Raw genomic sequence first — 23,482 nt, 5'->3', positions numbered from 1 at the left:
CGCAGGTCAGCCGACCACCGAATTCGATGCGAACTTTACATTTACAGCGATGCAGTCCTTCAAACGCGGGAATCAGACGCTCCCCGCGCTCGACTCTCTCGGAGTGCTCGGCCAGGCCCACGGCGCTTCGCCGTCGGGCTTGCGCCCGTATCGCCGTTTGGCCGATGGTGACGGCCGTTAGTCCCGAATGAGCGTCTCTCAGCACCCTGTTGCACTCCGGCTCGAGCAGCAGGTCGGTGGTGCGACCAGGCTTCTCGCGACGGTGATGGCCCTCCCGCTCGTCGACGGAATCTTCCCGGCACTCATCATCGCCGGGACGCTCAGCACTCCGCTCGGCATCATCGAGACGGGGCTGCTGATCTTCGGCGGTTCGGCGACGGTCGCAGTCATCCTCGCGGAGATGGACGGGACCCGACGCGAACAGGTCACCTCCGTGCTCGTGCTCGGCGCGCTCTTGCTGCCGGTCGCGGGGATCGAAGCGCTCTTCGCGGAGACCCTGAAGACGGTCCTGAACTTCGAGGTCTTCCACCGCTTCGCCGGCCTCGTGATCCTCGCGGTCGCCGCGAAGACGGCATCCGCGAAGATCGGCGAGTACCTGCCGTCCCCGAGCGTCATCATCGGCCTCGGACTGATCGCGAGCCTCGACCTCAGCAACGCGACGCTGGTGGTCGACCCGAACCTCGTGACGGTCGGGCGGGCCGTCGCCGCAGCCGGCACGGGTGTCGGCTTCGCGCTCGCGGTGGCGCTCTTCGCCCCGCGGCTCCGCGGCGCGGTCGACATCGACCTCTTCCGCTTCGGGAGTTCGGTCGCGCTCGGAATGCTCGCGATCGACGTCCTGGGGCTCCTGCCGACGCAGGCGCCCGTCGCGCTGGGCGTGCTGGGCGTCACCGCGTTGTTCTCCTACGATCCCGCATCGGACGCGGAGGACGTCGAGACCGCGGACGCGGACGACGAATCCGAGCCCGAAATCGAGGTCGAGGTCGACGACGACACGAGCGTTCCGTCGTCGCACTCGGGATCGACCGTCGCCGACGGTGGCGACTGGGACGACGCCGAGCGCGACGAAGACTCGCGATCGGAACGCGACCGCGGCAGCAGCGGCGGTGACGTCGGGTACGGATACCCCGACACCGACGGCTCCCGGGCCCCGTGGCTCTGAGGTCGCGGTCCGCTTTTGATCCGTCGCTGTGCGTTCGATCCTCGCGCGACGGATTTACCACCTTCCACCTCGTGGCCGACGTATGAGCAACCGCGTCGTCGAAGGGCGAATGGTCACGCCAAAGCGACTCGCAGAACTCGTCGAGGGCGAAGCCCCGATGGATGCCGAACCGATCGAAGACGCCGAGATGGACTGCCCCGAATGCGGCGGCAACGTCATCTCCGTAGGCTATATGCCGAGTGTGACCGAGTTCGTGACGGCCTACAAGTGTCAGGACTGTTCGTGGTCGGACACGGATCGCTGATCGCCGACGGATCGCGGTGGCGTAGCGCCGACCGATCGTAATCCCTTTATGTAGAATCAGCATACGAGCGGATGCACGCAGAGGGGCCGTGGCCAAGCCCGGCATGGCGACTGACTCCAGAGGCTTGGCGCCCGGTGACGACACTCCAGACTGATATACCGAGCGGCCGACTGATCATCGGTTCGCGACGACGACCCTCTGGAGTACCGAGGCGCGTACCGGAGATATCAGTCGATCGGGGGTTCAAATCCCTCCGGCCCCATTCCAAAAAAATAAAACTTTCTGAACCTCAGGTAAACACAGAACCAAAAATCTGCGAATTCTGTGGCCTGTATATCACTGAGGTCAACCAGCGGTGCCCGGATCTCTCATACGGTAGGTGTCAGGAATGACGCCGCTGGATTTCGCTTCGAAACGCGACAGTGTCTCGCACTACTGCGAGGCGGTCAACGGGCGACTGCCGTACGCTGAACAGGACTGTGCGTACTGCCGGCGATATCTGGAGGGCTACGATGGCGACACGTGAGGACACGGCGACGACCTCGAAGCCGCCGGCCGTCATCGACGTCGACGTGGTCGGCGATCGCGTACTGGCGACGGTCGACCGTGGCGACGTTTCGATATCGTCGTCGAGGGACCGGCCGGCATCTCTGGCGAGGAGCTCGAGGAATTGCTCGACGATGTGCCGGAGAAGGTCGAGTTCGTCGCAGACCTCTTCGGAGGTGGTGAGTAACAGAACCGTGGGTATGCGAGTTGGGTGCTATCTACTACTGGTGTCGTGTACCACATCATAATAAGTAGTGGGTAGAAAATAATGTTATAGTGTCACGAAAAGCACTGGTCCCTATCCATCAGGGTACTTTTATTTCTCTCCCTGTAGGCACATCTCAATATGATATTGGATCCCGGTAGGTATTTTAGTTTACACAATTCTTGTGCCGTCACTATTCACTTCCTTGAGTGTCGAGCGATAAACCGATGAAGCGACGGGATCTCATATTGTCAAGTTCCGCGCTGGCGTCACTCAGTGCTGGCTGTCTCCGGCTAACTGAGCCATCGGAAGGAACATCGACAGACCCAACCGATCAACCACCGTCTCAGGCGGGTTCTGAGACCGGAACTGACAGCGACGACGACGAGATGGGCCTCACTGAAAGCTGGACCATCGAGAGTAACATACGGTTATGGAACGACGTTGCTGCGACAGCCACTGGCGAGGGTTTGTTGTACTTCACTACCTACTCCACAGAGTACGAGAACAATGGCTCCGTTGTCGCGGTTGATGTGCAGGATGGAACGACCGAGTGGGAATATGACAAGCCTGCTGAGGTGATTTTCCAGCTGGAATATGTCGATGGCCAACTGTATATGTTGGATGCAAATGGGGCTCTCAGGGTGTTAGACGCTGCTGCAGGAACGCAGGATTGGGCGCTAGAGGTTCCCTATAGCAGTAAGTCTGGTGATGATGAGCCTCTGTGGCCCGGAAACATCTCGGTCGGACCTGAGAGAGTCGTTGTCTCACTGCTCGATATCAATTCAGAAGAGGGATACACATACACTTATGCTGTAAATAAGCCAGAACAGCGTGTTGACTGGGAGATTGAACACGAAACGGTCGAAGAACACTCTGAATACAGCTATCTCGGCCCCGAGGGACTCTCGCCGATCGTAGACGGGACGGTTTACGTTGCCTTCAATCGAGCCACGATGTCCGTCGATATCCAGGATGGAACGATCAACTGGAGTCAGGACAATTTCCCTGCTTCGGGGCCGATATCGGTAGCTGACGACGTTATCGTGATGGCTGGTGGCTCGTTCCTCCAGATACTGGACCGTGCTTCTGGGGATTCACTTTGGAGTGTGGAAGGCACTGCACCCCAGGGTCCCTCTTTCATTTCAGAGCCAGTAATCGCGGACGGGAGAGTGTATGCGACAGCGCGAGATACGGAGGTCTATGCGGTAGATTTGCAGGACGAGACTACAATTTGGACAGGTGAGACTGGTGGTGAAATCCGGGTTGGGCCAGCCGTTACCGATACGGCTGTGTGGGCTGGAAGCCGCGATGGACGTGTTTATGGCTTCGAGAAGGAATCTGGCACCAAGTTGGCAAGTGAATTGATTGGGGGCCCAATTGTTGGTTTTGAATATACGAGTGGCACGTTACTAGTATTAACTGGTGAGAGCGTGGTTGCCTTCGTAACTGAGTGAGGAGGGTGTCATAGAAGTCTTCGCACACCTACACAGGATCGCTCAACACAGGGGATAGACAGAGCGTTCGCCACAGGCACGGGTTCTCTCAGCGCAATTTTCTCGATTTATATCGATGTATAATGGGACTATTTCACAGCCAGTCAACAGTGTCACTTGCTTGGGATTGAGCAGCTGGCAACAGTCGAATGCGGCGACATCGAGGGGTCAGTCGGAATCGGCGGCGACGGGGTTGACGGGCTGCTTGACGATGTGCCGGAGAAGATTGAGTTCGTCACGGAACTGTTCGACGGGGGCGATCGCTGATGGCGACGTGTAACGCCGACGGCTGCGAGGACCAATCCGTGGCGATTGTGGTCGGCGAGGATGGGTACCGGAACGCCTACCGCTGTCGGGGCTGCCTCGTGTCCGATCTCGACCTCGGAGGTGCTGACTGACCGACCGAGTAGCTCTGGGATAAATAGCGGACTATTCCGTGCCAACAAGATTTATTCCGCCCCACTTCGTACACCGCGTATGGAAGAACCGCGCGAGGAGCTGAAGGCCGACGCCGACGAGCGTGCCGAAGCACCCGACTTCGAGGCTCTGACTTCTCCGGAGGAGTTGGTGCGTGGCGACCGAACGCGGGACGACTTCTTCGACGCTGTCCTCGCTCTCGACAGTCCGGCGACGGCGAAGGAAGTCGCCGAGCTCGCGGGCCACGGTGTCGATGCCGCACGCGAGTACTTGGACTGGTTCGAGCGGATGGGGATCGTGACACAGGTCACAGACTCACCAGCCACCTACGAACGGAACCAGGAGTACCTGAACTGGCGACGGGTCCAGAAGCTCCGCCGGGAGTACGCGACTGACGAGCTTCTCGACCTTCTGAAGACGGAATCAGAGCGCGCAGAGACGTTGCAGAGCGAATTCGACGTCGAGTCGCCGGACGAGATCTCGATTACAGGCTATGCGAGCGAGACGGGCCAATCCATCGAGAACGTTTGGGAACGCCTCTCTGCGTGGCAGACAGCCCGCCGTCGGGTGGCGCTGCTAGAACGAGCACTTACGACTCGGTCCGGTGACGGTGCCGATATGCAGTCAGCGGTATGAGCGGCGACGACGAGAACGCGTCAGATTCACGTAGCGGTGCACCGATCGATTTCGATCGACTCGACGCGATCCGAGAGCGTTTCTCGGCTGGTGACCGCTTCGAGCGAACCGACGACCAGCCAGCGTTTGCGCCGGAACGACTGGTCGGCGTGTACGACCAGCGGTGCTACCCGGAACGAATTCGTGCTGCTCGCTTGGAGGTCGTCTGGTACGAAAACGGAGACTTCTCGATTCACTATCACGAGGAACACTAGAGTGGCGAGTTCGATCACAGATGGGACAGGCACCCATTCCAGTCACAACTCCCGTGACCACGTTCACCCGGGGCCTGATGCACCGACGCCCGGTGACGACGCGTCACATCCAGCTGATTAGCGAGACGTGCTCTCGACGGTTCTCTCGGAGGTCGAAGCCCGACAGCGTGCCTTCTGGGGCGAGTAGCGGAGGCTTCTGACCCCCCGTGATCGATCGGCGATTCTTCTTTCTGCGAGGCATCCCGGGAGACGAGGTTCGAAAAAGAATGCTGTCCCGTGGAAGCTGACAGTCAGGGCTTGAACGGTGACACCTTTGTACTCGTACCTCCGTCTTCGAGTTCGGTCTCGAAGTTGGAGATCGAGTTCCGAATTAATTTGTTGTTCTCCGCCACGGGTTCATACTCGCTGCTCGTATCGTTGTTTTCCTTGTGTACAGCGACGCCGATCTGCCTCCTCCATCCACGTTGTGTAAAGCGTTCGACCGGATCAGTATGAGTGTCTGCCGAGTGCTGCTGCGCCAGTCGGCGCAGTTGCACGACCCCTCGAAACACGGTGCGATTGACGCTACATTCTACGAACGCTCGGCGGCAAGCCGCCACTACTGCCAGCGAACAAGCTACCGCGTCCAGAAGCTCAAGGTCACGAAACCCGTCGATACAGCGTCTCAGGCTGTCCTTAACATCCACTGTTCAACGAACCGATTGTATCAACTCTTGAGGGTCTCAGCAGAGCTGTTGGTCCGGGCCTTGTGTGAGGTCAGATAAGACCCAGCAGCCGAGCAGTCACTCTTCGTTCTCGTCTTTGCTCTCTTCCCAGCCAGTGAGGCGGCGAACCGCTTTGATCCAATTGTGCTTTGCCGCTTGGCCGGGGTACGCGATCGGGTCGTATGCAAGATCTTCGACCGTCCCGAGGTGCTCCGGGTCCCGATCAGTCACCCGTCGCCAGAAGCCAACGACGCCAGCGAGCGTCAAAAACACGAGCAGAACGGCCAACCAGACGCTACCGGGGTCCTCCAGTGGGAACACGATGAAAGCCAAGATCGAAACGAGCCCCGCCAGCGAAACGAGATAAAAGGCGTAGACCAGCGATTTGCCAGTTATCTCGATACTCCGGCTCATCGTTTCTCAGCCGGATCTGATCGGCGAAGCTATACAGATCTTTCTGTGATTCTGGTTCCTCAGTTCGCGATCAGTCGTTCCAGACCGACTCGGCTTTCCGAATCCGCAGTTCGTCACCGTCCGGCTTCACGAGTAACGCTTCGCCGGGGTCGACGTCGAACGATTCGACAATCCCGTGCGGTAGAGTGAGGTCTGTCCGGTCGGTATCTTCCGTACCGCGAGCGACATCTCGGAGCAGTTCCTTCGTTGGCGGCCTCGCATCGGTACCCTCGAAACGCACGACGAGATGGCAACTCTCGTTGCGCCGTTCTGAAGAGACGAGGTGTCGAATGTTCAGTTTCATAACTACGCTGACAGGGACGTAACTGAAGCGGTGTTTTGAGCTTTCTCGAACGTTAAGAAGTTCTCTGAGAGATTGTCCTCTATGAGTTCGGTCCTCGCATCCTCCCTCCGCGGCTGTGACGTGATGACGACTGACGGTACCAAGATCGGAACTGTCGAGAGTATCACGATGAACACCAAGACAGGTACACTCGACCAGCTCCGTCTTGCCCCGACCGATCAGACGCCCGGAAGGTTTGATCGAGTCGACGATGGCCAGATAGTTGTCCCTGCTGGCAACATCGAGGCGAAAGACGACTACCTCGTCGTCACGTCACTCCGGTAGCTGAACACACTTCAGCGCCCGACCACCCGGGGTCGCCTGAACCGGTCGAGAGGCACGCCACGGGCACGGCGGCCCGTGGCGTCCGCCTGTAGATGAGTCGGACACACCCGCGACGCAATCGGTCTGCTGTCATCGCACGGTGCCGTGAGACACCGTGAACAGCGCCACACAGTCCGATGCCTGCCGTCGCCGCATCCGCCCAGTGGCCGCGATGGCTGCTTGCGGGTGCCATCGAACTCTTGGTCCGAACAGATTCCACCGGGCGCTCGATCAACTCTCGGAGCGCGCGCAGATCGAGGAATATCGGGATCAACTTACCGTCCCAGTACGCGGCCCCAGCCGAGATCAACGCCGTAACCAGCGCCGGTACGACGGACGCGCTGGAGGACAACGTACCCACCGGTCCCGACGAGGAGTGCTGTCCCGAGATTCACCATTACGAAGAACACAGAGACCGCGTCTGGAGACGATCCGAGAAGGATCTGTACCACGATCCGGAGCGCATTCACCCCGCGAGCAGGGCGAGCAACAAAAGCCCACAGCCGAACGCAAGTCCGGCAGCACGGCGGGAGTTCACACGGGGATGTCCAACCATCACAGTAAGTGTCTTGTGAGTATCCAGTGCCGCGTCGGTCACGCGCCGACCTGTACTGAAAAATCCCGCTCAGGGATGCCGATACTTCGATGACTCGCTGGAGGACGTGTCACCACTCGAGGAGACGCAGCTCTTCCACCGGAAGGAAGACGTGCGGTTTTGGTCCATCCCTGTCCCATCGTTTGAACGGCCCGATATCGTACTCCCGATCAGGATCGAGGTGATGTATCGTCAGGCAGTCTTCGAACTTGATAAGAATGTAGGAGGGTGCATCGTATTCTTCGGCGAGCCTTCGCGCCTCCTCGATTTTCAAGTCCCGAAACACGGTCTCGGCGTACGCATTGAGGGTGGCATTTCGGGTTTTTATCTCGAGGAAGTGATCGATATCTCCGAACTCATCTACGATCTTGAGATCAACATCACGAGTCGTTTGCTCGTGACTGTATCCACTCGACATCTCGTTCTCGATGTACAGGTCTGCGACCTCCTCCTCGCTCAACTCACCGCGATCCACCGCCCTGGCTTGGGACCCTCGTACGACCTTGGAAAAATCGTGCGTAGCATACACCGGTTCGGCGCACTCAGGACAGTCTGCAAGGTGGTCGTCCACTTGACTGGCTTTCTCGGGGATCTCAACGGAGGGATCTCGATAACCGCAGTACGGGCAGATCATATCGAATAATCAAGCCCGTCCCGTTTATAATCACACACGAGTAACTGACAGTTGCCGACCGTTTCCGCATCCGGGAGACGCGTGTCCTGTTCCTCCGTGGGAGTCGGTTCTGCTCGCGAGCGATCTCCTGTCGTCGATTTCGTTCGCGATGTGTTCTCCGAGGACGTCCACTGGTGCTCGGACGACGTTGCGGATTCTCTCCCCTACTTTTCACCGCGAACGAACGTCTGATACCCCTCGATCGTACGGTCCTCGACAGAGAAGCCGTGCGATTCGAGGAGGTCGTACACGTCCGCGACCGAGTGCCCCCGAGAATTGAGACGGTCCTCGTGAAGTTCACAGTACACGAGTCGACACTCGGGGCGTGCCAACGTCGAGTCGAACCCTTCTAGAACCTCTATTTCGGATCCCTCGGTGTCGATTTTTAGCACCGTCGGAGGCTGTACGTCCTCGTTGGCGACGAACTCGTCACCACGCCGTTTTTCCACCTGAATCGTCTCGGACGCCTCGTCGTAATAATCCGTGAGTAGTGTATGTCCAGCAGAGCCGGCCACGTCGGCGTCGAATCCGGGAGCGAGTTGCATCCGGGCCGTTCCCGACGACGACGCGAGGGCGACCCGCTGAATGGATACGTCGGCATCGTTCAGAGCGACGTTCTGCGCCAGTTTGTCGGCGTTTGCCGGGTGGGGTTCGAACGCCACGACCGTCGGGGCGACGACGCTGGCGGCGAAGCACGAGTACACCCCGAGGTTCGCGCCGAGGTCGTAAAACACGTCGTCGGGCTGGAGATCCGAGAGCAACTCTTCCAGTATCGGCCGCTCGGGCAGTTTGACGAAATCCAGATACTCACGTCTTGTCGGGATAGCGAACGCCGCCTGTGCCTCCTGTGCCGTCACTCGATAGGTACCGCTACGGAGCCGATGCTGTTTGTATCGTACACCCCACGCCGTCTCGTAGAGCCTCCGCATCAGCCAGTAAAGACGTGCAGCGACGGGTCGAACCCCCAACCTCGTCGCCCATCGGTTCACCCTCGTGAGTTTATCCGCCATCACAGGGTGATATCCGGAGAAGAGACATAGTTAACAGGTAGTTTCCGAGGAATTACGCTCTCGCTACTCAAATAGCCACGTCTCGGAACCGCGGCCGCGCCACTCTGCGGACGGGCACGGGCGGCCGAGCAGGCACCTCGCTGTAGTGACGGTTGGGACTGATTGCTCCCCCTATCGGACGCTGCTGTACGATCAGGGGCCGTGAAGACGTGCCGCCGCGACGATCGGGACAGCGAAAGAACACGTTCATATCCGGGCCGCTCGGAGACCGGCTATGGTCCTCGGTTCCGACGTGATGGTGTACCTCCTTGCGCTCCTCCCGGCAGTCATCTGGGGATTCACACCAGTGCTCGACAAGCGGGGGATGTCGCTCGACGGCACCGCCCTGCAGGCGGCGCTGGTCGTGGTCGTCGTCGATCTCTCGCTGTTTCTCGTGGCCCTACTCGCGCTCCGTGGGAGCGACGTTCTCGCCGGCCTCGACCCGGCGACGGCGGGGCTGTTCCTGTTCGCCGGCGCGACGGGGACGGCCCTCGGCCGCCTGGCCATCTTCGTCGGTGTCGACCGCGTCGGCGCGAGCATCAACAGTGCGGTCGTGAGCGCGCGCCCGCTGTTCGCGACTGTCTTCGCTTTCGGCCTGCTTGGAGAACCGATCTCGCTCAGTACGGCGGTCGGAATCGTCGTTCTGGTCGCGGGCTTGGTCGTCCTCAGCCTCGCGAAAGGCGGCGACCTCGCCGGCTGGGAGTCGCGTGATCTGTTCTACCCGCTGGCGTCTGGGGCACTGTTCGCGTTCGGGAACGTCCTCCGACGGTTCGGGCTCGGGACGGGCGGGGCGGACGTCCTCCAAGCCGTCGCACTTAACGAGGCAGGCGCGCTGGTCGTCTTCCTCACCTACGCTGCGGTCCGCGGGACGCGTGGCTTCCACTCCGCCGATCGCCGATCGTACGGCTACTTCGCCGCCAGCGGCGCGCTCACTGCTGTCGCCCTGCTATCGCTGTTCGGGGCGCTCGCACTGCCAGCAGGTCGCGTCGCGATCGTCGAATCGCTGGCGTCGACGGCACCGCTTTTCACGACCGTCTTCGCGTACTTCCTCCTGCGGGATCTCGAACGAGTCACCCGCGGCGTCGTCGCCGGGGCCGTTATGGTGGCCGTCGGGGTGGCGCTGGTGACGCTCGGGCCGGGAGTCGCAGCCTGAGGCGGGGACCTGCAAGACGGATCGCGACGGTGCGTTCGTGAGCCTTCGTCTGGCCCACTGAGGTACTGTCGTAGTGACGAGCGAGAGGATCGAGAGAACGGTCAGCAGTCGGTTACTTCGGCACGCGGTCGTTGAATTTTCGGCCCGAGAGGTCTTCTGGAACCAACTGGAAGAACGCCATCGAGAGGTCGTCGGGGCCAGTGTTCGGAAACACGTTCAGCGTCGGAATGTTGGCGTTCTCGGCGATTGCGGTCGCAGCCCGCGTCTGTGTGGTCTCCGGGACGCGTTCGAGGGCGCCGCGGACGAGCACGCTCTCAGCGGGCTCTTCGGTAAAGACGGTAAAGGAGGCGGTCTCGGTCGACTCCATTAGCTGCATCTTCTCGCTGTCGCCGTCGTAGACCAACTGAAAGTAGAGCAGTTCGCCATCGTAGCCGAACGACTCGGGGATCCCGTAGGTTTCGGTCCCGTCTGTCAGCGACAACACGCCCGCACCGCGCGCCTGCAGCAGATCGTCGATCTCGGCGCGTCCCATCTCTCTCGTCATCACTGCGGTATGGCGGGGGGACGTGGATATGTGTGTTGACTCGCGAACGGTATGTCGCGGCCGCCAGCTCAGAACTCGCGGGGGGGCACGGTGACGAGAGGCGACGAACGACGCGGGCGTCTCATTCGAGCGACTTCGCTCGGTTCTGGAACTCGCCGCCACACTCCGAACAGACGCCGGGATGCGTCTCCGAGTGGACGATGGTGCCGCACTGGAGGCATTCGTACTCCGAGATGACTCCGCCGGTGTCGTCCTCAGTATCTTGATTGTGTGGCATACTCTAGCATTGTCGTTCACGGCTGAAAAGTCTTGGTCGAGAGGCGACAGCTCAAGCGCCATCTCCGACACGACAGATGCCCTCCACGGGAGCGCGGAATGAGACAGCCGACACGTCTAGCCGCTCGACACGTCTTGAAGAGTCAGACCGTCGGAGAAATTCGTCGTCTCTGCACCGTTTTCCGGATTTTACCAGATGGTAAAATACTTCTTTCGAGCGTCCCCTGTCTTCGACGATGGTAGACGTAGCAATCGTTGGCGGCGGTCCCGCTGGACTGAGCGCAGCCCTGTACGCTGCAAAGAATGATCTCGAAACGGTCGTCTTCGATACCGACGAGTCGTGGATGCACAAGGCGCATCTGTTCAACTACCCCGCAGTGCGAAGCATCAGCGGCGACGAGTTCCTCAAGATTTCGCGCGGCCAGGCCCGCGACCGCGGCGCTGACCTACACGACGCCGAGGTCACGGACGTCGAACGGACTGACGACGGATTCGTCCTCTCCACGGCCGACGACGAGTACACCGCCGACTACGTCGTCCTCGCCACGGGTGGGGCCCGAAACCTCGCCGAGGACCTCGGCTGTGCGGTCACCGAGGAGGACGTCGTCGACGTGAACCTCGATATGGAGACGTCGGTCGAAAACGTGTACGCTACCGGCGCGATGGGCCGCGCGGAGAAGTGGCAGGCTGTCATCGCGGCTGGCGACGGCGCGGCCGCCGTCCTCGACATCCTCTCGAAGGAGAAAGGCGAGTACTACCACGACTTCGATATGCCGTCGGACGTCCCCGAACTGTAACGCTCGTACCCACCACACCGCGACCGACGTGGTCGCGGTCTTTCTCGCTTCTCCGGATTCTCACGCGATCCAACTCCGAACTGATTACCGCAGCTACTGCGTCGGCTCCAACGAATCGAGAACGAACGCGTCGATGGCGCGTCGTGCCTCTGCCGGCGCGTCCTCGTGACCGAGCGCGAGTCGGCGTTCACGAGCCGCGTGGATTACGTCAGTGATGAGCTGTCCCATCAACTCTGCGTCCACTTTCCGGAAGACGTTCTGCTCGATGCCCGCTTCGATGACCTCGACGATGCTCTGTCGAATATGTTCGTAGTGATCGTTGAAGACATCCCGGTGTTCGTCGTCGTGCTGTGCGTACGCGAACAGTTCGTGATACACCTTCATTCGGTCCCAGTGTGTGAACTCCTCGAACTGCGGACCGAGCAGACACTGATCGATCCGAGCGTCCAGTTCGGCACGCGGCGCCGCATCCCCATCCACGTCGACGCTGCCCTCGTACTGGTCGATGACGTACTGCAGAAACGCGGACAACAGATCGTACTTGCCGTCGAAGTGGTAGTGGATCACCTGCCGCGACAGCTCCATCTCCTCGCCGATGTCGCGGACGCGCAGGTCTTTGTACCCGTGTTTGCTCACTGCTCGGAACGTAGCCTCCATAATCTGCTCGCAGGTATCGTCGGCAGCGACGCGCCCGTCCGATCCGCTCATACACCGCGTTCACGAGAGCGACACAAATCGCTTTCTCTCATCGTGTCAGTTCCGCTGTCAGAAGACGAACGGACCACGCTGTCGGATCGGTTCGTCGTGAGGGTGGCCGGCAACGGCGACGACCCGTAGTCCGGAGTCAGTCGCGACCTCGACGTCCCGGGCGTCGACGAGTGGGACGACATCGCCGTCGCCGAACGACCACCCGTCGACGCGCCCGGTGCCGTCGACACCGTAGAGAAAGCCCGACCAGCCGTCCGCGACCGACCACGTCCAGCGGCCCGTCACGCGCACGTCGAGGTACTCCATCGGCGTCTGCAACTCGATCGGCGAGCCCTCGCCGACGACCGTCGTGATGGTCGCTCCCGGTCGGGACTCGGTGGGGAGTTCCTCGGCATCTGCGTCGGCGTATCCCGGATCGATGTCCTTCCGAGCGCGGGGGAGGTTCACCCAGAGCTGGAGGCCGGTACAGGCGGCTCCGTCCGCCGGGAACTCGGAGTGTCGGATCCCGCTGCCGGTGGTGACGCGCATCACGTCACCTTCGGTGGCGGTGTTTGCGACGCCCAGCGAGTCCTCGTGGTCCATTCCTCCATCGAGGAGGTACGAGACGATCTCGAACCCCTCGTGTGGGTGCATCGGAAACCCCTTGTCGGGCTCGATGTAGAACCGCTCGAAGAGCACGAACGGATCGAGATGCTGCGGATACGTGTTCGTCGGGAACGCTCGGTTCGAGGTGACGCCCGTCCCGTGTTGCACGCGCTCGCCCGAGATGGGAGCCTCGGCGTCGCCCGTGTCGTCGTCTACTGCCATACGGCAACTGATGGATCCGTCGCAGATAAGCCATCTGCAGTGACAGACAGCACAGTCCACTCAGTACGGACGTCGAGAATTCGGAGAAGTGCTCCGTCAGGGATTCGAACCCTGGTCCTTGCCGTGAGAGGGCAAGATGATTGGCCGGACTACACCAACGGAGCGCTGCTGCACTTTTCCGTATCTCCGGGATGTGTAAAACGGTTCCGTTTTGCCCGCGCCGTGCCGTGGTGTCTCGTACCCAAATACGGCGACTGCAGACGAACAGCGGCCGAGTTACTGTCTCTCGCCGGCTTCGTCGTCGTCGCTCTCGGGGGCGTGTTCGGCGATGATCTCTGCGACGTCGCTCTCTGCGACTGCTTCGTATCCATCGGGCGTAATCGTCGCGACGCTCACGCTCTCGGCGGCGAGTTCGCCGTCGGATTCTAAGAGTGCGCGAACAGCGATCGAGACGCCGTCGTCGAGAGAGAGCTCCTCCGACCAGTGCTCTTCGAGGAACTCCTGGATGTCGTCGCGCCCGGAGCCGATCGCGACGGCGCGCCACTCCTGGGGTGCACCCGACGGATCGGTCTGGAAGAGTCGCGGGCGGGCATCCGGACCCTCTCCGTCCATCCCGGCGACCAAGAGCGCGGCACCGAACGGGCGCGTACCACCGTACTGGGTGGTCTCCTGAATCTCGTCCGACAGCGTCTTCGTGAGCGTCTCCACGCCGAGCGGTTCGCCGTACCGCAGTCGGTTGCGCTGGGCGGCCGTCCGCGCGTCGTCGATCAATCGGCGGGCGTCGGCGACGTGGCCGGCCGAGGCCGCGCCGAGATAGTCGTCGAGTTTGTGCAGTTTCTCGATGCTCTCGCCCTCCATCAGCGACGAACTGGTCCGACGCTGCGCAGCGAGGACGACCCCGTCCGTGGTGCGGATGCCGAGGCTCGGCGCACCGCGTTTGACCGCTTCGCGCGCGTACTCGACCTGATAGATGCGTCCGTCCGGGGAGAAGAGCGACGTCCCCCGATCGTACGCCTGCTGGTCGTTTCGGTTCATCTACCCCTACTCCGACCCGGGGACGGATAAAGCCACCACCGGCACACGATATTACCGGAACCGACGGTCCGAGAAGGGCCGTGCTACCAGCACCGCGGCGGCGCGTCGCCGCTACTCGGCTTCGACGACGTCGGCGTCGGGAGCGTTCTGCTTGACGCTCTCGATGCCCTGCTTTGCCTTCTGCTTCGTCGCGTATCCCTCCCCGCTGTCGGCGATGATGTTCCCGTTGGAGTGAACGAGCCGCCAGCGGTACTGTCCGGCCTGATCCTCGTACACCTCGAAGGTGGCAGTCATACGACCGCCGTGTTGAACCGCTCGTGGCAAAAATCCCGGTGCAGCTCTGCGTCGGCCCGTCGCCGGGCCAAGACGGCGACGTGGTGGCGACGTGGCGGCGGCGTCACTCCCGTCGCCGCTCGTACGTCACGAAATCGAACTGGTCGCGGTCGTCGCGGTCGACTTCGACCCACTCGCCGTCGTCCCATGCCGGGAAGGCCGTGTCGCCCTCGTAGGCGTCGTGAATCTCGGTGAGCACCATCCGAGACGCGTGCGGGAGGAACTGCTCGTAGACGCGGCCGCCGCCGGCGACGTACGCCGTCTCGACCCCTCGCTCTTCGGCATCGGCGCAGGCTAGGTCGATCGCCTCCTCGACAGAGTTGGCGCCGACGGCACCCGCCGGCAGGTCGAGCGACTGCGAGGTGAGCACGACGCTCGTCCGGCCAGGGAACGGTTCGCCGAGCGCGTCGACGACCGTCTCGTAGGTCTTGCGACCGACGATCACCGGATGTCCCGTCGTCGTCTGTTTGAAGTGCGCCAGGTCCTCGCTGAAGTGCCACGGCATCCCGCCGTCGCGACCGATGGTACCGTTCTCCGCGACGGCGGCGACGAGGACGATTTCGACGTCCATCATTCGGCCACCGCGAAGCGGATTCCCGGCGCGGGATCGTACTCCGACAGCTCGACGTCCTCGAACGTGAGGTCGTCGAGCGGCACGTCGGCGACGTCGATCGTCGGCCGCGCTCTCGGTTCCCGGGCGCACTGTTCGAGGAGTCCGGGGACGTGGTCGTACCGCTCCGCACCCTCGGCCTCCGGGGGTGCGGTCGCTTCGAGCCACTCGCGCACGTCGCGATACTCGGTTCGGTCCTCGACGTCCGCGAGACGCGACTGCAACTCTCCGAGGTGGTCGGCGTACCACGCGCCGCGGTCGCCCGTGCCACAGTACACGTGGGCGTCGACGACGGAATGGGCGAATTTCCCGGGCTCGAAGCCGGTCCGCTGGGCAAGTGCCGTCGCGAGCAGCGAGTACGCGGCGATGTTGAACGGGATGCCGAGTGCGACGTCGCCTGAACGCTGCGTCAGGTGGACGTTGAGGCGGTCGCCCTGCACGTTGCAGACGAAAGTGTAGTGACACGGCGGCAGCGTCGAGACGGCCGCGTTCGCCGGGTGCCAGGCGTTGACGACGAGGCGGCGTGAGTTCGGATTCTCTTTGAGTTGATCGAGGACGTACTGGATCTGGTCGAACGTGCCCTCGTCGTTCATCCAGCGGTGGCCGCCGTCGGGCCAGGACTCGCCCGGAAGTCCCTCGTCGGGGACCGGAAATCGACGCCAGAAGCGCCCATACGCGGTGTCGAGGCGGCCGTCGTCGTCGGCCCAGGCGTCCCAGATGCCAGTCTCCTCGCGGAGCGTGCGGATGTGCTCCTCGCCGGAGAGATACCAGACGAACTCGTGAATCAGGGAGTTCCACCGCGCGCCCGAGAGGTCCTTCGTCGTGAGTAGCGGAAAGCCCTCTGCGAGGTCGACTTCGTAGTGGCGGCTGAACGCCGAGATGGTGTCTACGCCCGTTCGATTCGGCTTGTGGCCCCCGGATTCGAGGACGTCGGTGACGAGGTCGAGATACTGACGCATAGTAGACCGGATTGTCCTACGATGTTGCGCCTGCAATCTTGATTGTTTGTGTTCGCCGCGATGCTCGCACCGCCGGGGGCCAATGATCCTGCCTCCGTGCCGGTGCGGGCAACGTGGCAGGCCGGTAACAACTATACGATAGTCCGCCGTCGCGACAGACGTGAGCGACGCCGATCAGACGCAGACGACAGACACGTGGCTGTACGGCTGGGCGCTCGGCTACGCTGCCGTGGGCGCGGCTTCGCTGCTCGTTCCCCTCTACGCCATCGACCTCGGCGCGGGCGCGTTCCTTGTCAGCCTCATCGCCGCCACGGCTGCCTTCGCCGGCGTACCGGGCGCGATCCTCTGGGGGCGGTTAGTGGCGCGGACGCGACGCCGCCGACCGTTCATCCTCGTCGCACTGGGCGCGAGCGCCGGCGTCTTCCTCGTCTTACCGTTTCTGGCCTCGCCGTGGACAGTCCTCGCCGCCAACGCCGCGCTGTGGTTCGTCGTCGCGGCCGCCGCGCCCGTACTGAACGTCGTCGTCGTGGAGGGCTACGAGCCGTCGCTGTGGACGCAGCGATTCGGCCTGCTGAACCACTACCAGGGCTACGGCTGGCTGGCCGGCCTCGTCGCCGGCGGCGTCTGGTCTGCGGTCGCCGGGTCCCACGTCGGCCTGCCGGCGCTCGCAGCCAAGCGGCTCTTCTTCGTCGGCGGCGCGACCGCCACGCTAGCTGGTGTCTTCGTCGTCTTCCTCCGCTATCCGGAAGCGGCGACGATGTCCGAACAGCGCTTCCGACGGCTCTCACGTCGCTTCCGCGCGGGGAACGGGGGCGCCGAGCGGGCCACCCGCGCCGTGCCGTTCGGCCCTGCCCGGATCTACTGGGCGCTCCGCGAGATCAGACTCGGCCGGGGCTCCCTCACGCGCCTCCGCGGGCGGTTCTCGGCGCGGTTGCTCCGGTACCTCCTCGCGGCGACCGTGTTTTTCGCCGGGTTCTCGGCGTTCTTCGGACCGTTACCCGCGTATCTGGTCGACGCGGGCTACGCCACCGACGAGGTGTTCGTCCTGTTCATCCTGAGTTCGGCGGCGTCGGCCGCGGCGTACGCCCGGGCCGGAACCGCAGCTACGACGTTCGACCCGTTCCGGCTGCAGGTCGGGGCACTGCTCTTTCGCGCTGGGGCGTTCCCGATCGTCGCCGTCACCGGGGCGGCGATCGCGCCCCCGACCGGTCTGCTCGTCGTCGGCGCGCTGTTTCTCGCACTCGGGGCCTCCTGGGCGGTCATCGCCGTGACCGCGACCGGCCTCGTCTCCGAACTCGCATCGGAGGCGATCCGCGCGGAGGCGCTCGGAATCTACACGGCTATCGGGAGCCTCGGCGGCGGCATCGGCAGCGTGCTGGGCGGTGCAATCGCCGACGCCGTCGGCTATCTCCCGGCGTTCGGCGTCGCAGGGGGGTGTGTCGTCGTCGGCATCCTCGTCGCTGGTGGAGCGGAGACGACGGCACACGAACCCGTCCAGGGCTGAGAGCGGCAGCGAAAGCGACGGCTACTTGTCGACCGTCTTCGTGGGGGAGATCCAGACGACGAGGTCCCCCTCCTGTCGGACGATCCCCTCGATGAAGTCGCCGCGGTCCATCGGCGGGTCCTCGACGTCATCCATCGAGACGCGGACGACCTGGTCGACCTCGTCGACGAGCCAGCCGACCGCGGCGTCGTCCTCGAAACTGGTCGCGTCGAAGATGACGATACGACTCGCCTCACCGGTGTTCTCGACGTTCAGGAGCGTCTTCGGGTTGACGATCGAGGTGGTCCGTCCGCGGAGGTCCATCACGCCCTCGACGAAGTCGGGCGCGTTCGGGACCGCGGTGAGCGAGCCACGGTCGACGATCTCGGAGACGTAGTCGATGTCGACACAGTAGGTCTCGCCCCCCAACTCGAACTCGAGGACCTGCATCTGGCGGGCGGTGGCGTCGGGGTCGTCTGTGGCGGTGGGGTCTGAAGCGCCCGCCGCCGCACGTTGTTCCTGCGACATAGCCGTGTCGCCGACGGCTGTAGAGCCGCCGGTTGTTACCTGATTTTGGTGCACACGTCGGCAATAAATGTACGCACGCTATTATCACGGCTGATTTTCACCGGCGAGCGCTTAAGTCCCCCAGTTGGGAAGTTTTCCAGTAGAGATGAGCGGGTACGAGCACGGCGTGGACCGGCCGGACGCGCCTACGGGACGGAGGCGGCGTCACGGCCCGAGACACGAGTGCGTCTCGCGGCTGCGAACCGAGACCCGTCGTCGTTCGAGGACGGCGCAGGCGGACATAGACGACGGACACGGGGGAGACGAGCGATGAGCACCGCCTCCGAGCCGGGCGGCAGCGACGAGCCGACGCGGGCAGTCATCGTCGACGACTCACGGTTTATGCGGACGCTCATTCGAAGCCTGCTCGAAGAGGGCGGCATCGAGGTCGTCGGCGAGGCCGAAGACGGCTCGAAAGCGCTCGGTGCGGTGACCGAACACGACCCGGATGTCGTGACAATGGACATCGAGATGCCCTCGATGAACGGTCTCGAGGCCGTCGACGCCATTATGGCGGACCACCCGACTCCGGTGTTGATGCTGTCCGCACACGCCGAGGAGGACGCCGACGTGACTTTCGAGGCGCTCGATCGCGGCGCGGTCGACTTCGTGACCAAGCCCGGCGGCGAGGTCACCTCGTCGATGCCGCGGGTGAAGCGCGAACTGGTCGAGAAAGTCGAGTCCGCGGCCCGAGTCGACCTCTCGGCGAACGCCCGCCTGTCCTCGGAGGACCGCGGCAGTTCGACTGGGACGAGCCGGTCCTCGTCGCGGACGGCCGGCTCTACCGCGTCGACAGACACGAGCGCGGCCGATGGAGCGGCCGCGTCCGGGACGGCGACGGGGGCAGACGCGTCCCGACAGCAACGGACGGCCCGAACGGGGTCCGCCGCGGGGCAGACGGACGCCACCGACACGGGGTCGTCGACGGCATCGACAGCAGGGAGTTCGCCGGCAGCGGCGCCGGCCACGACGTACCCGGAGACCGGAACGCTCGTCGTCGGCGCCTCGACCGGGGGGCCGAACGTCGTCGAGCGCGTCCTCGGAGCGTTACCGCGCGAGGCGAACCTCAGAGTCCTCGTGGTACAGCATATGCCCGAAGGCTTCACCTCGCGGTTCGCGACGCGACTCGACGGCCGGTCGGGGTACGATGTCACCGAGGCGGAGTCGGGCGAGCGGATTCAGGCGGGCGAGGCGCGGGTCGCACCCGGCGGCCACCACCTGCTCGTCACCAGCGATCGGAACGGGCGTCTCAAGCTCGAACTGACGGAGACAGAACCGATTCACGGCGTCCGACCCGCCATCGACATCACGATGGCCTCGGCCGTCGAGAGTGTGGAGGGACCGCTGTGTGCGACCCTCCTCACCGGGATGGGCCGCGACGGCGTCGACGGGATGCAGCGGATCCACCAAAGCGGCGGGCACACGATCGCACAGGACGAGGAGACGTCCGCGATTTTCGGGATGCCGCGGCGCGCCATCGAGACGGGGAGCGTCGACGTGGTCGCGCCGGCCGAACAGATCGCCGAGAACGTACTGCAGTACTTCGCGGAGGAGTGACCGATGGACGACGAACTCTACCAGGAATTCATCACCGAGTCCGAAGAGAGCATCACGCAGTTGAACAACTCGCTTTTGGATCTCGAATCGAACCCCGACGACGAGGAAGCGATCGACGACATCTTCCGACAGGCCCATACCTTGAAGGGGAACTTCGGGGCGATGGGCTTCGACAACGCCGCGACTGTGGCGCACGCCGTCGAAGACTTACTCGACGAAGTTCGGAACGGCCGCATCGAGGTCACCCACGAGCGGATGGACCTGGTCTTCGACGGGATGGACGAGATCCTCGACATCCTCCACGAGATCGAAAAGCACGGCGAGTCCCAGCGCGATCCGAGCGATCTCGTCGAGGAGATCCGTGCCGCGGCAGAGCCCGAGTCCGACGCGGACGCCGGGGAGGAAGCCGCCGCGGACGCCGAACCCGCATCCGGAGGCACCGAATCAGGCGACACAGACGGCACGGAAGGCGCGGTGGAGCCGGAACCCTCGGACGCTGACAGCGCAGCGGAGTCGGGAGAAGCCCTCGCGGAAGCCGCGGACGCGCTCGATCTGGACGCCCCCGACGTCGCCGACGCCGACAGCCTGTATCACGCCGAGATTTCGCTCGACGTCGGAGATATGAAAAGCGTCGACGGCGGCTTGTTCGTCGGCGGGCTCCCGGACGACCTCGCGGTGGTCGGTGCGGACCCGGGTCTCGATCGCATCGAGGAAGGCGACTTCGGGGACGACTTCGTCGTCTTCGTCGCCGACGAGGACCGCGACGAACTCGAAGCGACCCTCTGGGACCTCTGGAAGGTCGAGTCAGTCACGCTCACCGACGTGAGTCCAGTGCTCGACGGAGAGACCGGAGCGGCGGCGACCTCCTCCTCGGACGGGGCGACGGCCAGCGCGGACGCAGACGGTTCCGACGCGGAAACTGCAGAAGGCGGGTCCGACGCGACCCCCGGAACGCCGGCGGCGAACGGGTCCGCGGGCGACGACGGGAGCGCACCGACGTCGACTCCGAACGAGGACGTCGACGCCGAGTCTGCGGCCGCTGCGGTCGACGCTGTCGTCGACGCGTACACCTCGGACGGAGCGGCCGACGGCGACGCGGCGGACGAGGCTGGTGACGCTGCTGCAAGCGACGACGCAGCAGACGAACACGACGCCGCGGACGCAGCGGCCGAAGATACAGCGCCCGCAGACACCGACGAACCCGAGCCAGCCGCGGACGACGGCAGCAACTCGCTGGGCGCCGCGGAGGCCGATGGCGCTGCTGACTCCGGCGACGATGCCGAGGAGTCCGGCGAGAACGACGCGGACAGCGACGACAGTGGCGGGACGGCGCGGAAGCGTGGAGACAGCGGCCGGGGCGACGACGAGGAGGACAAAGACGGAGACGACGAGGAGTCACGCTCGATTTCGGCGGTGAAGTCCGTTCGGGTCGACGTCGACCAGCTCGACGAGCTGCACAGCCTCGTCGAGCAATTAGTCACGAGCCGGATCAAGCTCCGCCAGGCGCTCGGCGAAGACGACTCGACCGGCCGCGACAACCTCGACGAACTGGACAAGATCTCCTCGAATCTCCAGGACACCGTGATGGATATGCGGCTCATCCCGCTGAAGAAGGTGTTCGACAAGTTCCCCCGACTCGTGCGTGACCTCGCGCGCGAGGAGGACAAGCGAGTGAGCTTCAACATCGAGGGCGAGGGCATCGAACTCGACCGGACGATTCTCGACGAGATTTCAGATCCGCTGATGCACGTGCTCCGGAACGCGGTGGATCACGGCATCGAACCGCCGGAAGAGCGGGAAGCCGCCGGGAAGTCTGCGACCGGCGCAGTCGAGTTGCGAGCCGAGCGCGAACACGACACCGTCGTCATCACGGTCGAAGATGACGGGGCGGGCATCGACGCCGACGTCCTCCGCGATAAGGCAGCCGAGAAGGGCATCCGACCGCGCGAGGAGTTGGTCGAAATGCCCGACGAGGAGGTCTACGACCTCATCTTCCACCCGGGCTTCTCGACGAACGAGGAGATCACCGACGTCAGCGGCCGCGGGGTCGGAATGGACGTCGTCAAGACCACCGTCGAGTCGCTCGACGGATCGGTCAACGTCGACAGCACGCTCGGCGAGGGGACCACCATCTCGATCCGACTGCCGGTGTCGGTCGCGATCATCAAGGTGCTCTTCGTGCAGGTCGGCGACCGGGAGTTCGGCGTCCCGATCAAGTACATCGACGAGATTTCGCGGCAGACGCGCGTCCAGAGCGTCGACGGGGCCGAGGTAATCGTCCACGAGGATCGTATCTTCCCGCTGATTCGACTCCGCGGCGCGCTCGCTCTCAGCGACGAACGGCGCGATAGCGGGATGATCGTTCGCATCCGGCCCGCCGACCGGCAGGTCGCGCTCCGCTGTGACGACGTCGCGCGCCAGGAGGAAGTCGTCGTGACGCCGCTTCAGGGGCCGCTCAAAGGCACGGAGGGACTATCCGGAACGGCCGTCGTCGGCGACGGGAAGGTCGTGCCGATCCTCGACGTGAACTCACTGTCGATTCCCGACGAGGGCAAGCAGGCGCGCCGTCAGTGGGTCCCACCGGAAGACGACAGCGCGGAAGCCGAGGGGGCGGCCGACTGATGGGCCTCGACATCGACACCGGATCCGACGACGCCGAGGACGCAGACGAGCGGGCGTTCGACGACTTACTCGAGTACGTCGAGTCGTCGCTGTCGTTTGCGACGAGTTCGTACAACCGCTCGTACCTCGACCGACGGGTCTCCGCCCGGATGCGACGCCGGCACGTCGACGACTACGACGAGTATCAAGCGCTGCTCGAAGACGACGAGGACGAACAGGAAGCGCTCCTGAACGCACTCAGCGTCAACGTGACCAGTTTCTTCCGCAACCCCGACGTCTGGGAGGCGTTACGCGAGATTATCGCGGAGTTAAGCGACGACGGCCGGACCCGGATCTGGAGCGCCGCTTGCTCGGACGGCCGCGAAGCGTACTCGGCGGCGATGCTCGCGCTCGACGACGACCGAATCGACGCCGATCGCGTCGAGATCCTCGGTACCGACATCAAACCCGAGATTCTTCGGGCCGCACGCGGTGGCGAGTATCACGCCTCGGAGACGAACGATCTCGAAGAGCAACTGGAACCGCTGGAGAACAGCGACCGGTACATAGAGCGTGAGGGAGACACCTACCGCGTCAGCGACGAGGTGCAGGAACTCGTCTCCTTCCGCCGACACGACCTCGTACAGGAGGATCCGCCGAAGACGTTCGACCTCGTCATCTGCCGAAATCTGTTCATTTACATCAACAGAGAAGCAAAAGAAGCCATCTTCGAGACGCTCGGGTCCGCCGTCGAACCCGGAGGGTACCTGACGATCGGGATGACCGAAACCGTCCCGGCGTCCTGTCGCGACCGGTTCGACCCGGTCGAAAAGCGACTCAGGATCTACCGCGACACGGCGGGTGAGGAGACGTCTCGAACACGGAGGTAGGTGC

Annotated in this window: 27 protein-coding genes, 2 tRNA genes and 2 pseudogenes; 17 read left to right on the top strand and 14 right to left on the bottom strand. The window is 63.4% G+C overall.

The window, feature by feature from the left end:
• The first annotated feature begins 187 nt into the window (after window positions 1-187).
• The 10 genes and pseudogenes from D3D02_RS01950 to D3D02_RS01925 form a co-directional block, all read left to right on the top strand.
• Window positions 188-1,159, top strand: a complete 972-nt coding sequence (locus D3D02_RS01950; protein ID WP_121568302.1) for a DUF5794 domain-containing protein — start codon at window positions 188-190, stop codon at window positions 1,157-1,159.
• An 82-nt stretch (window positions 1,160-1,241) separates the two neighbouring features.
• Window positions 1,242-1,463 (top strand): DUF5795 family protein, encoded by a 222-nt coding sequence (locus D3D02_RS01945; protein WP_121568301.1) that lies wholly within the window; start codon window positions 1,242-1,244, stop codon window positions 1,461-1,463.
• A gap of 82 nt (window positions 1,464-1,545) precedes the next feature.
• Window positions 1,546-1,725 (top strand) — tRNA-Trp (locus D3D02_RS20575).
• A gap of 126 nt (window positions 1,726-1,851) precedes the next feature.
• Window positions 1,852-1,989 carry a hypothetical protein gene (locus D3D02_RS20570; protein ID WP_158599314.1) on the top strand — a complete coding sequence of 46 codons (138 nt, stop codon included), beginning with the start codon at window positions 1,852-1,854 and terminating at the stop codon, window positions 1,987-1,989.
• Window positions 1,990-2,603: 614 nt separating this feature from the next.
• On the top strand, window positions 2,604-3,671 hold the full coding sequence (locus D3D02_RS01940) for a PQQ-binding-like beta-propeller repeat protein (protein ID WP_158599313.1): 1,068 nt from the start codon (window positions 2,604-2,606) through the stop codon (window positions 3,669-3,671).
• A 156-nt stretch (window positions 3,672-3,827) separates the two neighbouring features.
• Entirely contained in the window at window positions 3,828-3,977 is a 150-nt protein-coding gene (locus D3D02_RS20565) for a hypothetical protein (RefSeq protein WP_158599312.1), read from the top strand.
• The gene (locus D3D02_RS21455; protein WP_255410141.1) at window positions 3,977-4,108 is read left to right on the top strand and encodes a hypothetical protein; all 132 of its coding nucleotides are present in this window, start codon (window positions 3,977-3,979) and stop codon (window positions 4,106-4,108) included. The genes D3D02_RS20565 and D3D02_RS21455 overlap by 1 nt, the downstream gene beginning before the upstream one ends.
• Before the next feature lie 79 nt (window positions 4,109-4,187).
• Window positions 4,188-4,763, top strand: coding sequence for a hypothetical protein (locus tag D3D02_RS01935; protein WP_121568299.1), 576 nt, complete (start codon window positions 4,188-4,190; stop codon window positions 4,761-4,763).
• Window positions 4,760-5,204 (top strand): annotated as a pseudogene (locus D3D02_RS21615) (hypothetical protein). The gene D3D02_RS01935 and the pseudogene D3D02_RS21615 overlap by 4 nt, the downstream one beginning before the upstream one ends.
• A 253-nt stretch (window positions 5,205-5,457) precedes the next feature.
• Window positions 5,458-5,718 (top strand): annotated as a pseudogene (locus tag D3D02_RS01925) (IS5/IS1182 family transposase); the annotation flags it as partial.
• A gap of 81 nt (window positions 5,719-5,799) precedes the next feature.
• Here the strand turns inward: D3D02_RS01925 and D3D02_RS01920 are convergent.
• Both D3D02_RS01920 and D3D02_RS01915 read right to left on the bottom strand, forming a co-directional pair.
• Window positions 5,800-6,135, bottom strand: a complete 336-nt coding sequence (locus D3D02_RS01920) for a hypothetical protein (protein WP_121568298.1) — start codon at window positions 6,133-6,135, stop codon at window positions 5,800-5,802.
• Window positions 6,136-6,205: 70 nt separating this feature from the next.
• Window positions 6,206-6,478, bottom strand: coding sequence for a hypothetical protein (locus D3D02_RS01915; RefSeq protein ID WP_121568297.1), 273 nt, complete (start codon window positions 6,476-6,478; stop codon window positions 6,206-6,208).
• Between the two features lie 81 nt (window positions 6,479-6,559).
• Between D3D02_RS01915 and D3D02_RS01910 the strand changes: the two genes are divergently transcribed.
• Window positions 6,560-6,802 (top strand): PRC-barrel domain-containing protein, encoded by a 243-nt coding sequence (locus D3D02_RS01910; RefSeq protein ID WP_121568296.1) that lies wholly within the window; start codon window positions 6,560-6,562, stop codon window positions 6,800-6,802.
• 704 nt (window positions 6,803-7,506) lie between these two features.
• Here the strand turns inward: D3D02_RS01910 and D3D02_RS01900 are convergent.
• Both D3D02_RS01900 and D3D02_RS01895 read right to left on the bottom strand, forming a co-directional pair.
• The gene (locus D3D02_RS01900; RefSeq protein WP_147435564.1) at window positions 7,507-8,070 is read right to left on the bottom strand and encodes a hypothetical protein; all 564 of its coding nucleotides are present in this window, start codon (window positions 8,068-8,070) and stop codon (window positions 7,507-7,509) included.
• A gap of 203 nt (window positions 8,071-8,273) precedes the next feature.
• The gene (locus D3D02_RS01895; protein WP_158599311.1) at window positions 8,274-9,038 is read right to left on the bottom strand and encodes an FkbM family methyltransferase; all 765 of its coding nucleotides are present in this window, start codon (window positions 9,036-9,038) and stop codon (window positions 8,274-8,276) included.
• Between the two features lie 355 nt (window positions 9,039-9,393).
• Between D3D02_RS01895 and D3D02_RS01890 the strand changes: the two genes are divergently transcribed.
• On the top strand, window positions 9,394-10,311 hold the full coding sequence (locus D3D02_RS01890; protein WP_199722986.1) for a DMT family transporter: 918 nt from the start codon (window positions 9,394-9,396) through the stop codon (window positions 10,309-10,311).
• A 112-nt stretch (window positions 10,312-10,423) separates the two neighbouring features.
• Here the strand turns inward: D3D02_RS01890 and D3D02_RS01885 are convergent, their stop codons facing one another.
• Window positions 10,424-10,855 carry a pyridoxamine 5'-phosphate oxidase family protein gene (locus tag D3D02_RS01885; RefSeq protein ID WP_121568292.1) on the bottom strand — a complete coding sequence of 144 codons (432 nt, stop codon included), beginning with the start codon at window positions 10,853-10,855 and terminating at the stop codon, window positions 10,424-10,426.
• A gap of 121 nt (window positions 10,856-10,976) precedes the next feature.
• Window positions 10,977-11,132 carry a rubrerythrin-like domain-containing protein gene (locus D3D02_RS01880; protein ID WP_121568291.1) on the bottom strand — a complete coding sequence of 52 codons (156 nt, stop codon included), beginning with the start codon at window positions 11,130-11,132 and terminating at the stop codon, window positions 10,977-10,979.
• Between the two features lie 235 nt (window positions 11,133-11,367).
• Here D3D02_RS01880 and D3D02_RS01875 point away from each other — a divergent pair, with 235 nt between their 5' ends.
• On the top strand, window positions 11,368-11,928 hold the full coding sequence (locus D3D02_RS01875) for an NAD(P)/FAD-dependent oxidoreductase (protein WP_121568290.1): 561 nt from the start codon (window positions 11,368-11,370) through the stop codon (window positions 11,926-11,928).
• A 93-nt stretch (window positions 11,929-12,021) separates the two neighbouring features.
• Here D3D02_RS01875 and D3D02_RS01870 read toward each other — a convergent pair whose 3' ends face one another.
• The 7 genes from D3D02_RS01870 to thyA all read right to left on the bottom strand — a co-directional run bounded on the left by D3D02_RS01870 (window position 12,022) and on the right by thyA (window position 16,380).
• Entirely contained in the window at window positions 12,022-12,636 is a 615-nt protein-coding gene (locus D3D02_RS01870) for a TetR/AcrR family transcriptional regulator (RefSeq protein ID WP_121568289.1), read from the bottom strand.
• A gap of 57 nt (window positions 12,637-12,693) precedes the next feature.
• Complete coding sequence (locus D3D02_RS01865) at window positions 12,694-13,443, bottom strand: pirin family protein (RefSeq protein WP_121568288.1); 750 nt, start codon at window positions 13,441-13,443, stop codon at window positions 12,694-12,696.
• Window positions 13,444-13,532: 89 nt separating this feature from the next.
• A tRNA-Glu gene (locus D3D02_RS01860) sits at window positions 13,533-13,607 on the bottom strand.
• 112 nt (window positions 13,608-13,719) lie between these two features.
• Window positions 13,720-14,478, bottom strand: a complete 759-nt coding sequence (gene psmA / locus D3D02_RS01855) for an archaeal proteasome endopeptidase complex subunit alpha (RefSeq protein WP_121568287.1) — start codon at window positions 14,476-14,478, stop codon at window positions 13,720-13,722.
• 111 nt (window positions 14,479-14,589) lie between these two features.
• The gene (locus D3D02_RS01850) at window positions 14,590-14,772 is read right to left on the bottom strand and encodes an HVO_2922 family protein (protein WP_121568286.1); all 183 of its coding nucleotides are present in this window, start codon (window positions 14,770-14,772) and stop codon (window positions 14,590-14,592) included.
• 103 nt (window positions 14,773-14,875) lie between these two features.
• Entirely contained in the window at window positions 14,876-15,382 is a 507-nt protein-coding gene (locus D3D02_RS01845) for a dihydrofolate reductase (protein ID WP_233560555.1), read from the bottom strand.
• On the bottom strand, window positions 15,382-16,380 hold the full coding sequence (gene thyA / locus D3D02_RS01840) for a thymidylate synthase (protein ID WP_121568284.1): 999 nt from the start codon (window positions 16,378-16,380) through the stop codon (window positions 15,382-15,384). Before thyA ends, D3D02_RS01845 begins: the two co-directional genes overlap by 1 nt.
• Window positions 16,381-16,540: 160 nt before the next feature.
• Between thyA and D3D02_RS01835 the strand changes: the two genes are divergently transcribed.
• The gene (locus D3D02_RS01835) at window positions 16,541-17,884 is read left to right on the top strand and encodes an MFS transporter (protein ID WP_121568283.1); all 1,344 of its coding nucleotides are present in this window, start codon (window positions 16,541-16,543) and stop codon (window positions 17,882-17,884) included.
• A gap of 21 nt (window positions 17,885-17,905) precedes the next feature.
• On the opposite strand, the gene D3D02_RS01830 is transcribed toward D3D02_RS01835, so the two are convergent.
• A complete protein-coding gene (locus D3D02_RS01830; protein WP_121568282.1) occupies window positions 17,906-18,391 on the bottom strand; it encodes a chemotaxis protein CheW in 486 nt (161 codons plus the stop codon).
• A gap of 309 nt (window positions 18,392-18,700) precedes the next feature.
• Between D3D02_RS01830 and cheB the strand changes: the two genes are divergently transcribed.
• From cheB to D3D02_RS01815, 3 genes are read left to right on the top strand one after another with little or no spacing between them, the layout of a single operon-like run.
• Window positions 18,701-19,987, top strand: coding sequence for a chemotaxis-specific protein-glutamate methyltransferase CheB (cheB, locus tag D3D02_RS01825; RefSeq protein WP_121568281.1), 1,287 nt, complete (start codon window positions 18,701-18,703; stop codon window positions 19,985-19,987).
• Window positions 19,988-19,990: 3 nt separating this feature from the next.
• Complete coding sequence (locus D3D02_RS01820; protein ID WP_121568280.1) at window positions 19,991-22,609, top strand: chemotaxis protein CheA; 2,619 nt, start codon at window positions 19,991-19,993, stop codon at window positions 22,607-22,609.
• Entirely contained in the window at window positions 22,609-23,478 is an 870-nt protein-coding gene (locus D3D02_RS01815) for a protein-glutamate O-methyltransferase CheR (protein ID WP_121568279.1), read from the top strand. Before D3D02_RS01820 ends, D3D02_RS01815 begins: the two co-directional genes overlap by 1 nt.
• The last annotated feature ends 4 nt before the right edge of the window (window positions 23,479-23,482 follow it).

Origin of the sequence: Halobellus sp. Atlit-38R (genome assembly GCF_003665925.1) — an archaeon.
Taxonomy (GTDB): domain Archaea; phylum Halobacteriota; class Halobacteria; order Halobacteriales; family Haloferacaceae; genus Haloquadratum; species Haloquadratum inordinatus.
This window is presented reverse-complemented; position numbering and strand designations above follow the sequence as displayed.

Bases quoted from the DNA above. Each gene is read 5' to 3' on its own strand.
- D3D02_RS01920 (WP_121568298.1), bottom strand. From the start codon at position 6,135: ATGAGCCGGAGTATCGAGATAACTGGCAAATCGCTGGTCTACGCCTTT.
- D3D02_RS01885 (WP_121568292.1), bottom strand. From the start codon at position 10,855: ATGACGAGAGAGATGGGACGCGCCGAGATCGACGATCTGCTGCAGGCG.
- D3D02_RS01895 (WP_158599311.1), bottom strand. From the start codon at position 9,038: ATGCGGAGGCTCTACGAGACGGCGTGGGGTGTACGATACAAACAGCAT.
- D3D02_RS01940 (WP_158599313.1), top strand. From the start codon at position 2,604: ATGGGCCTCACTGAAAGCTGGACCATCGAGAGTAACATACGGTTATGG.
- D3D02_RS01870 (WP_121568289.1), bottom strand. From the start codon at position 12,636: ATGAGCGGATCGGACGGGCGCGTCGCTGCCGACGATACCTGCGAGCAG.
- D3D02_RS01820 (WP_121568280.1), top strand. From the start codon at position 19,991: ATGGACGACGAACTCTACCAGGAATTCATCACCGAGTCCGAAGAGAGC.
- D3D02_RS01830 (WP_121568282.1), bottom strand. From the start codon at position 18,391: ATGTCGCAGGAACAACGTGCGGCGGCGGGCGCTTCAGACCCCACCGCC.
- D3D02_RS01935 (WP_121568299.1), top strand. From the start codon at position 4,188: ATGGAAGAACCGCGCGAGGAGCTGAAGGCCGACGCCGACGAGCGTGCC.
- D3D02_RS20570 (WP_158599314.1), top strand. From the start codon at position 1,852: ATGACGCCGCTGGATTTCGCTTCGAAACGCGACAGTGTCTCGCACTAC.
- D3D02_RS01950 (WP_121568302.1), top strand. From the start codon at position 188: ATGAGCGTCTCTCAGCACCCTGTTGCACTCCGGCTCGAGCAGCAGGTC.
- D3D02_RS01900 (WP_147435564.1), bottom strand. From the start codon at position 8,070: ATGATCTGCCCGTACTGCGGTTATCGAGATCCCTCCGTTGAGATCCCC.
- D3D02_RS01915 (WP_121568297.1), bottom strand. From the start codon at position 6,478: ATGAAACTGAACATTCGACACCTCGTCTCTTCAGAACGGCGCAACGAG.
- D3D02_RS01865 (WP_121568288.1), bottom strand. From the start codon at position 13,443: ATGGCAGTAGACGACGACACGGGCGACGCCGAGGCTCCCATCTCGGGC.
- cheB (WP_121568281.1), top strand. From the start codon at position 18,701: ATGAGCACCGCCTCCGAGCCGGGCGGCAGCGACGAGCCGACGCGGGCA.
- D3D02_RS01880 (WP_121568291.1), bottom strand. From the start codon at position 11,132: ATGCCACACAATCAAGATACTGAGGACGACACCGGCGGAGTCATCTCG.
- thyA (WP_121568284.1), bottom strand. From the start codon at position 16,380: ATGCGTCAGTATCTCGACCTCGTCACCGACGTCCTCGAATCCGGGGGC.
- D3D02_RS01845 (WP_233560555.1), bottom strand. From the start codon at position 15,382: ATGGACGTCGAAATCGTCCTCGTCGCCGCCGTCGCGGAGAACGGTACC.
- D3D02_RS01815 (WP_121568279.1), top strand. From the start codon at position 22,609: ATGGGCCTCGACATCGACACCGGATCCGACGACGCCGAGGACGCAGAC.
- D3D02_RS01890 (WP_199722986.1), top strand. From the start codon at position 9,394: ATGGTCCTCGGTTCCGACGTGATGGTGTACCTCCTTGCGCTCCTCCCG.
- psmA (WP_121568287.1), bottom strand. From the start codon at position 14,478: ATGAACCGAAACGACCAGCAGGCGTACGATCGGGGGACGTCGCTCTTC.
- D3D02_RS01945 (WP_121568301.1), top strand. From the start codon at position 1,242: ATGAGCAACCGCGTCGTCGAAGGGCGAATGGTCACGCCAAAGCGACTC.
- D3D02_RS01910 (WP_121568296.1), top strand. From the start codon at position 6,560: ATGAGTTCGGTCCTCGCATCCTCCCTCCGCGGCTGTGACGTGATGACG.
- D3D02_RS01850 (WP_121568286.1), bottom strand. From the start codon at position 14,772: ATGACTGCCACCTTCGAGGTGTACGAGGATCAGGCCGGACAGTACCGC.
- D3D02_RS01875 (WP_121568290.1), top strand. From the start codon at position 11,368: ATGGTAGACGTAGCAATCGTTGGCGGCGGTCCCGCTGGACTGAGCGCA.
- D3D02_RS21455 (WP_255410141.1), top strand. From the start codon at position 3,977: ATGGCGACGTGTAACGCCGACGGCTGCGAGGACCAATCCGTGGCGATT.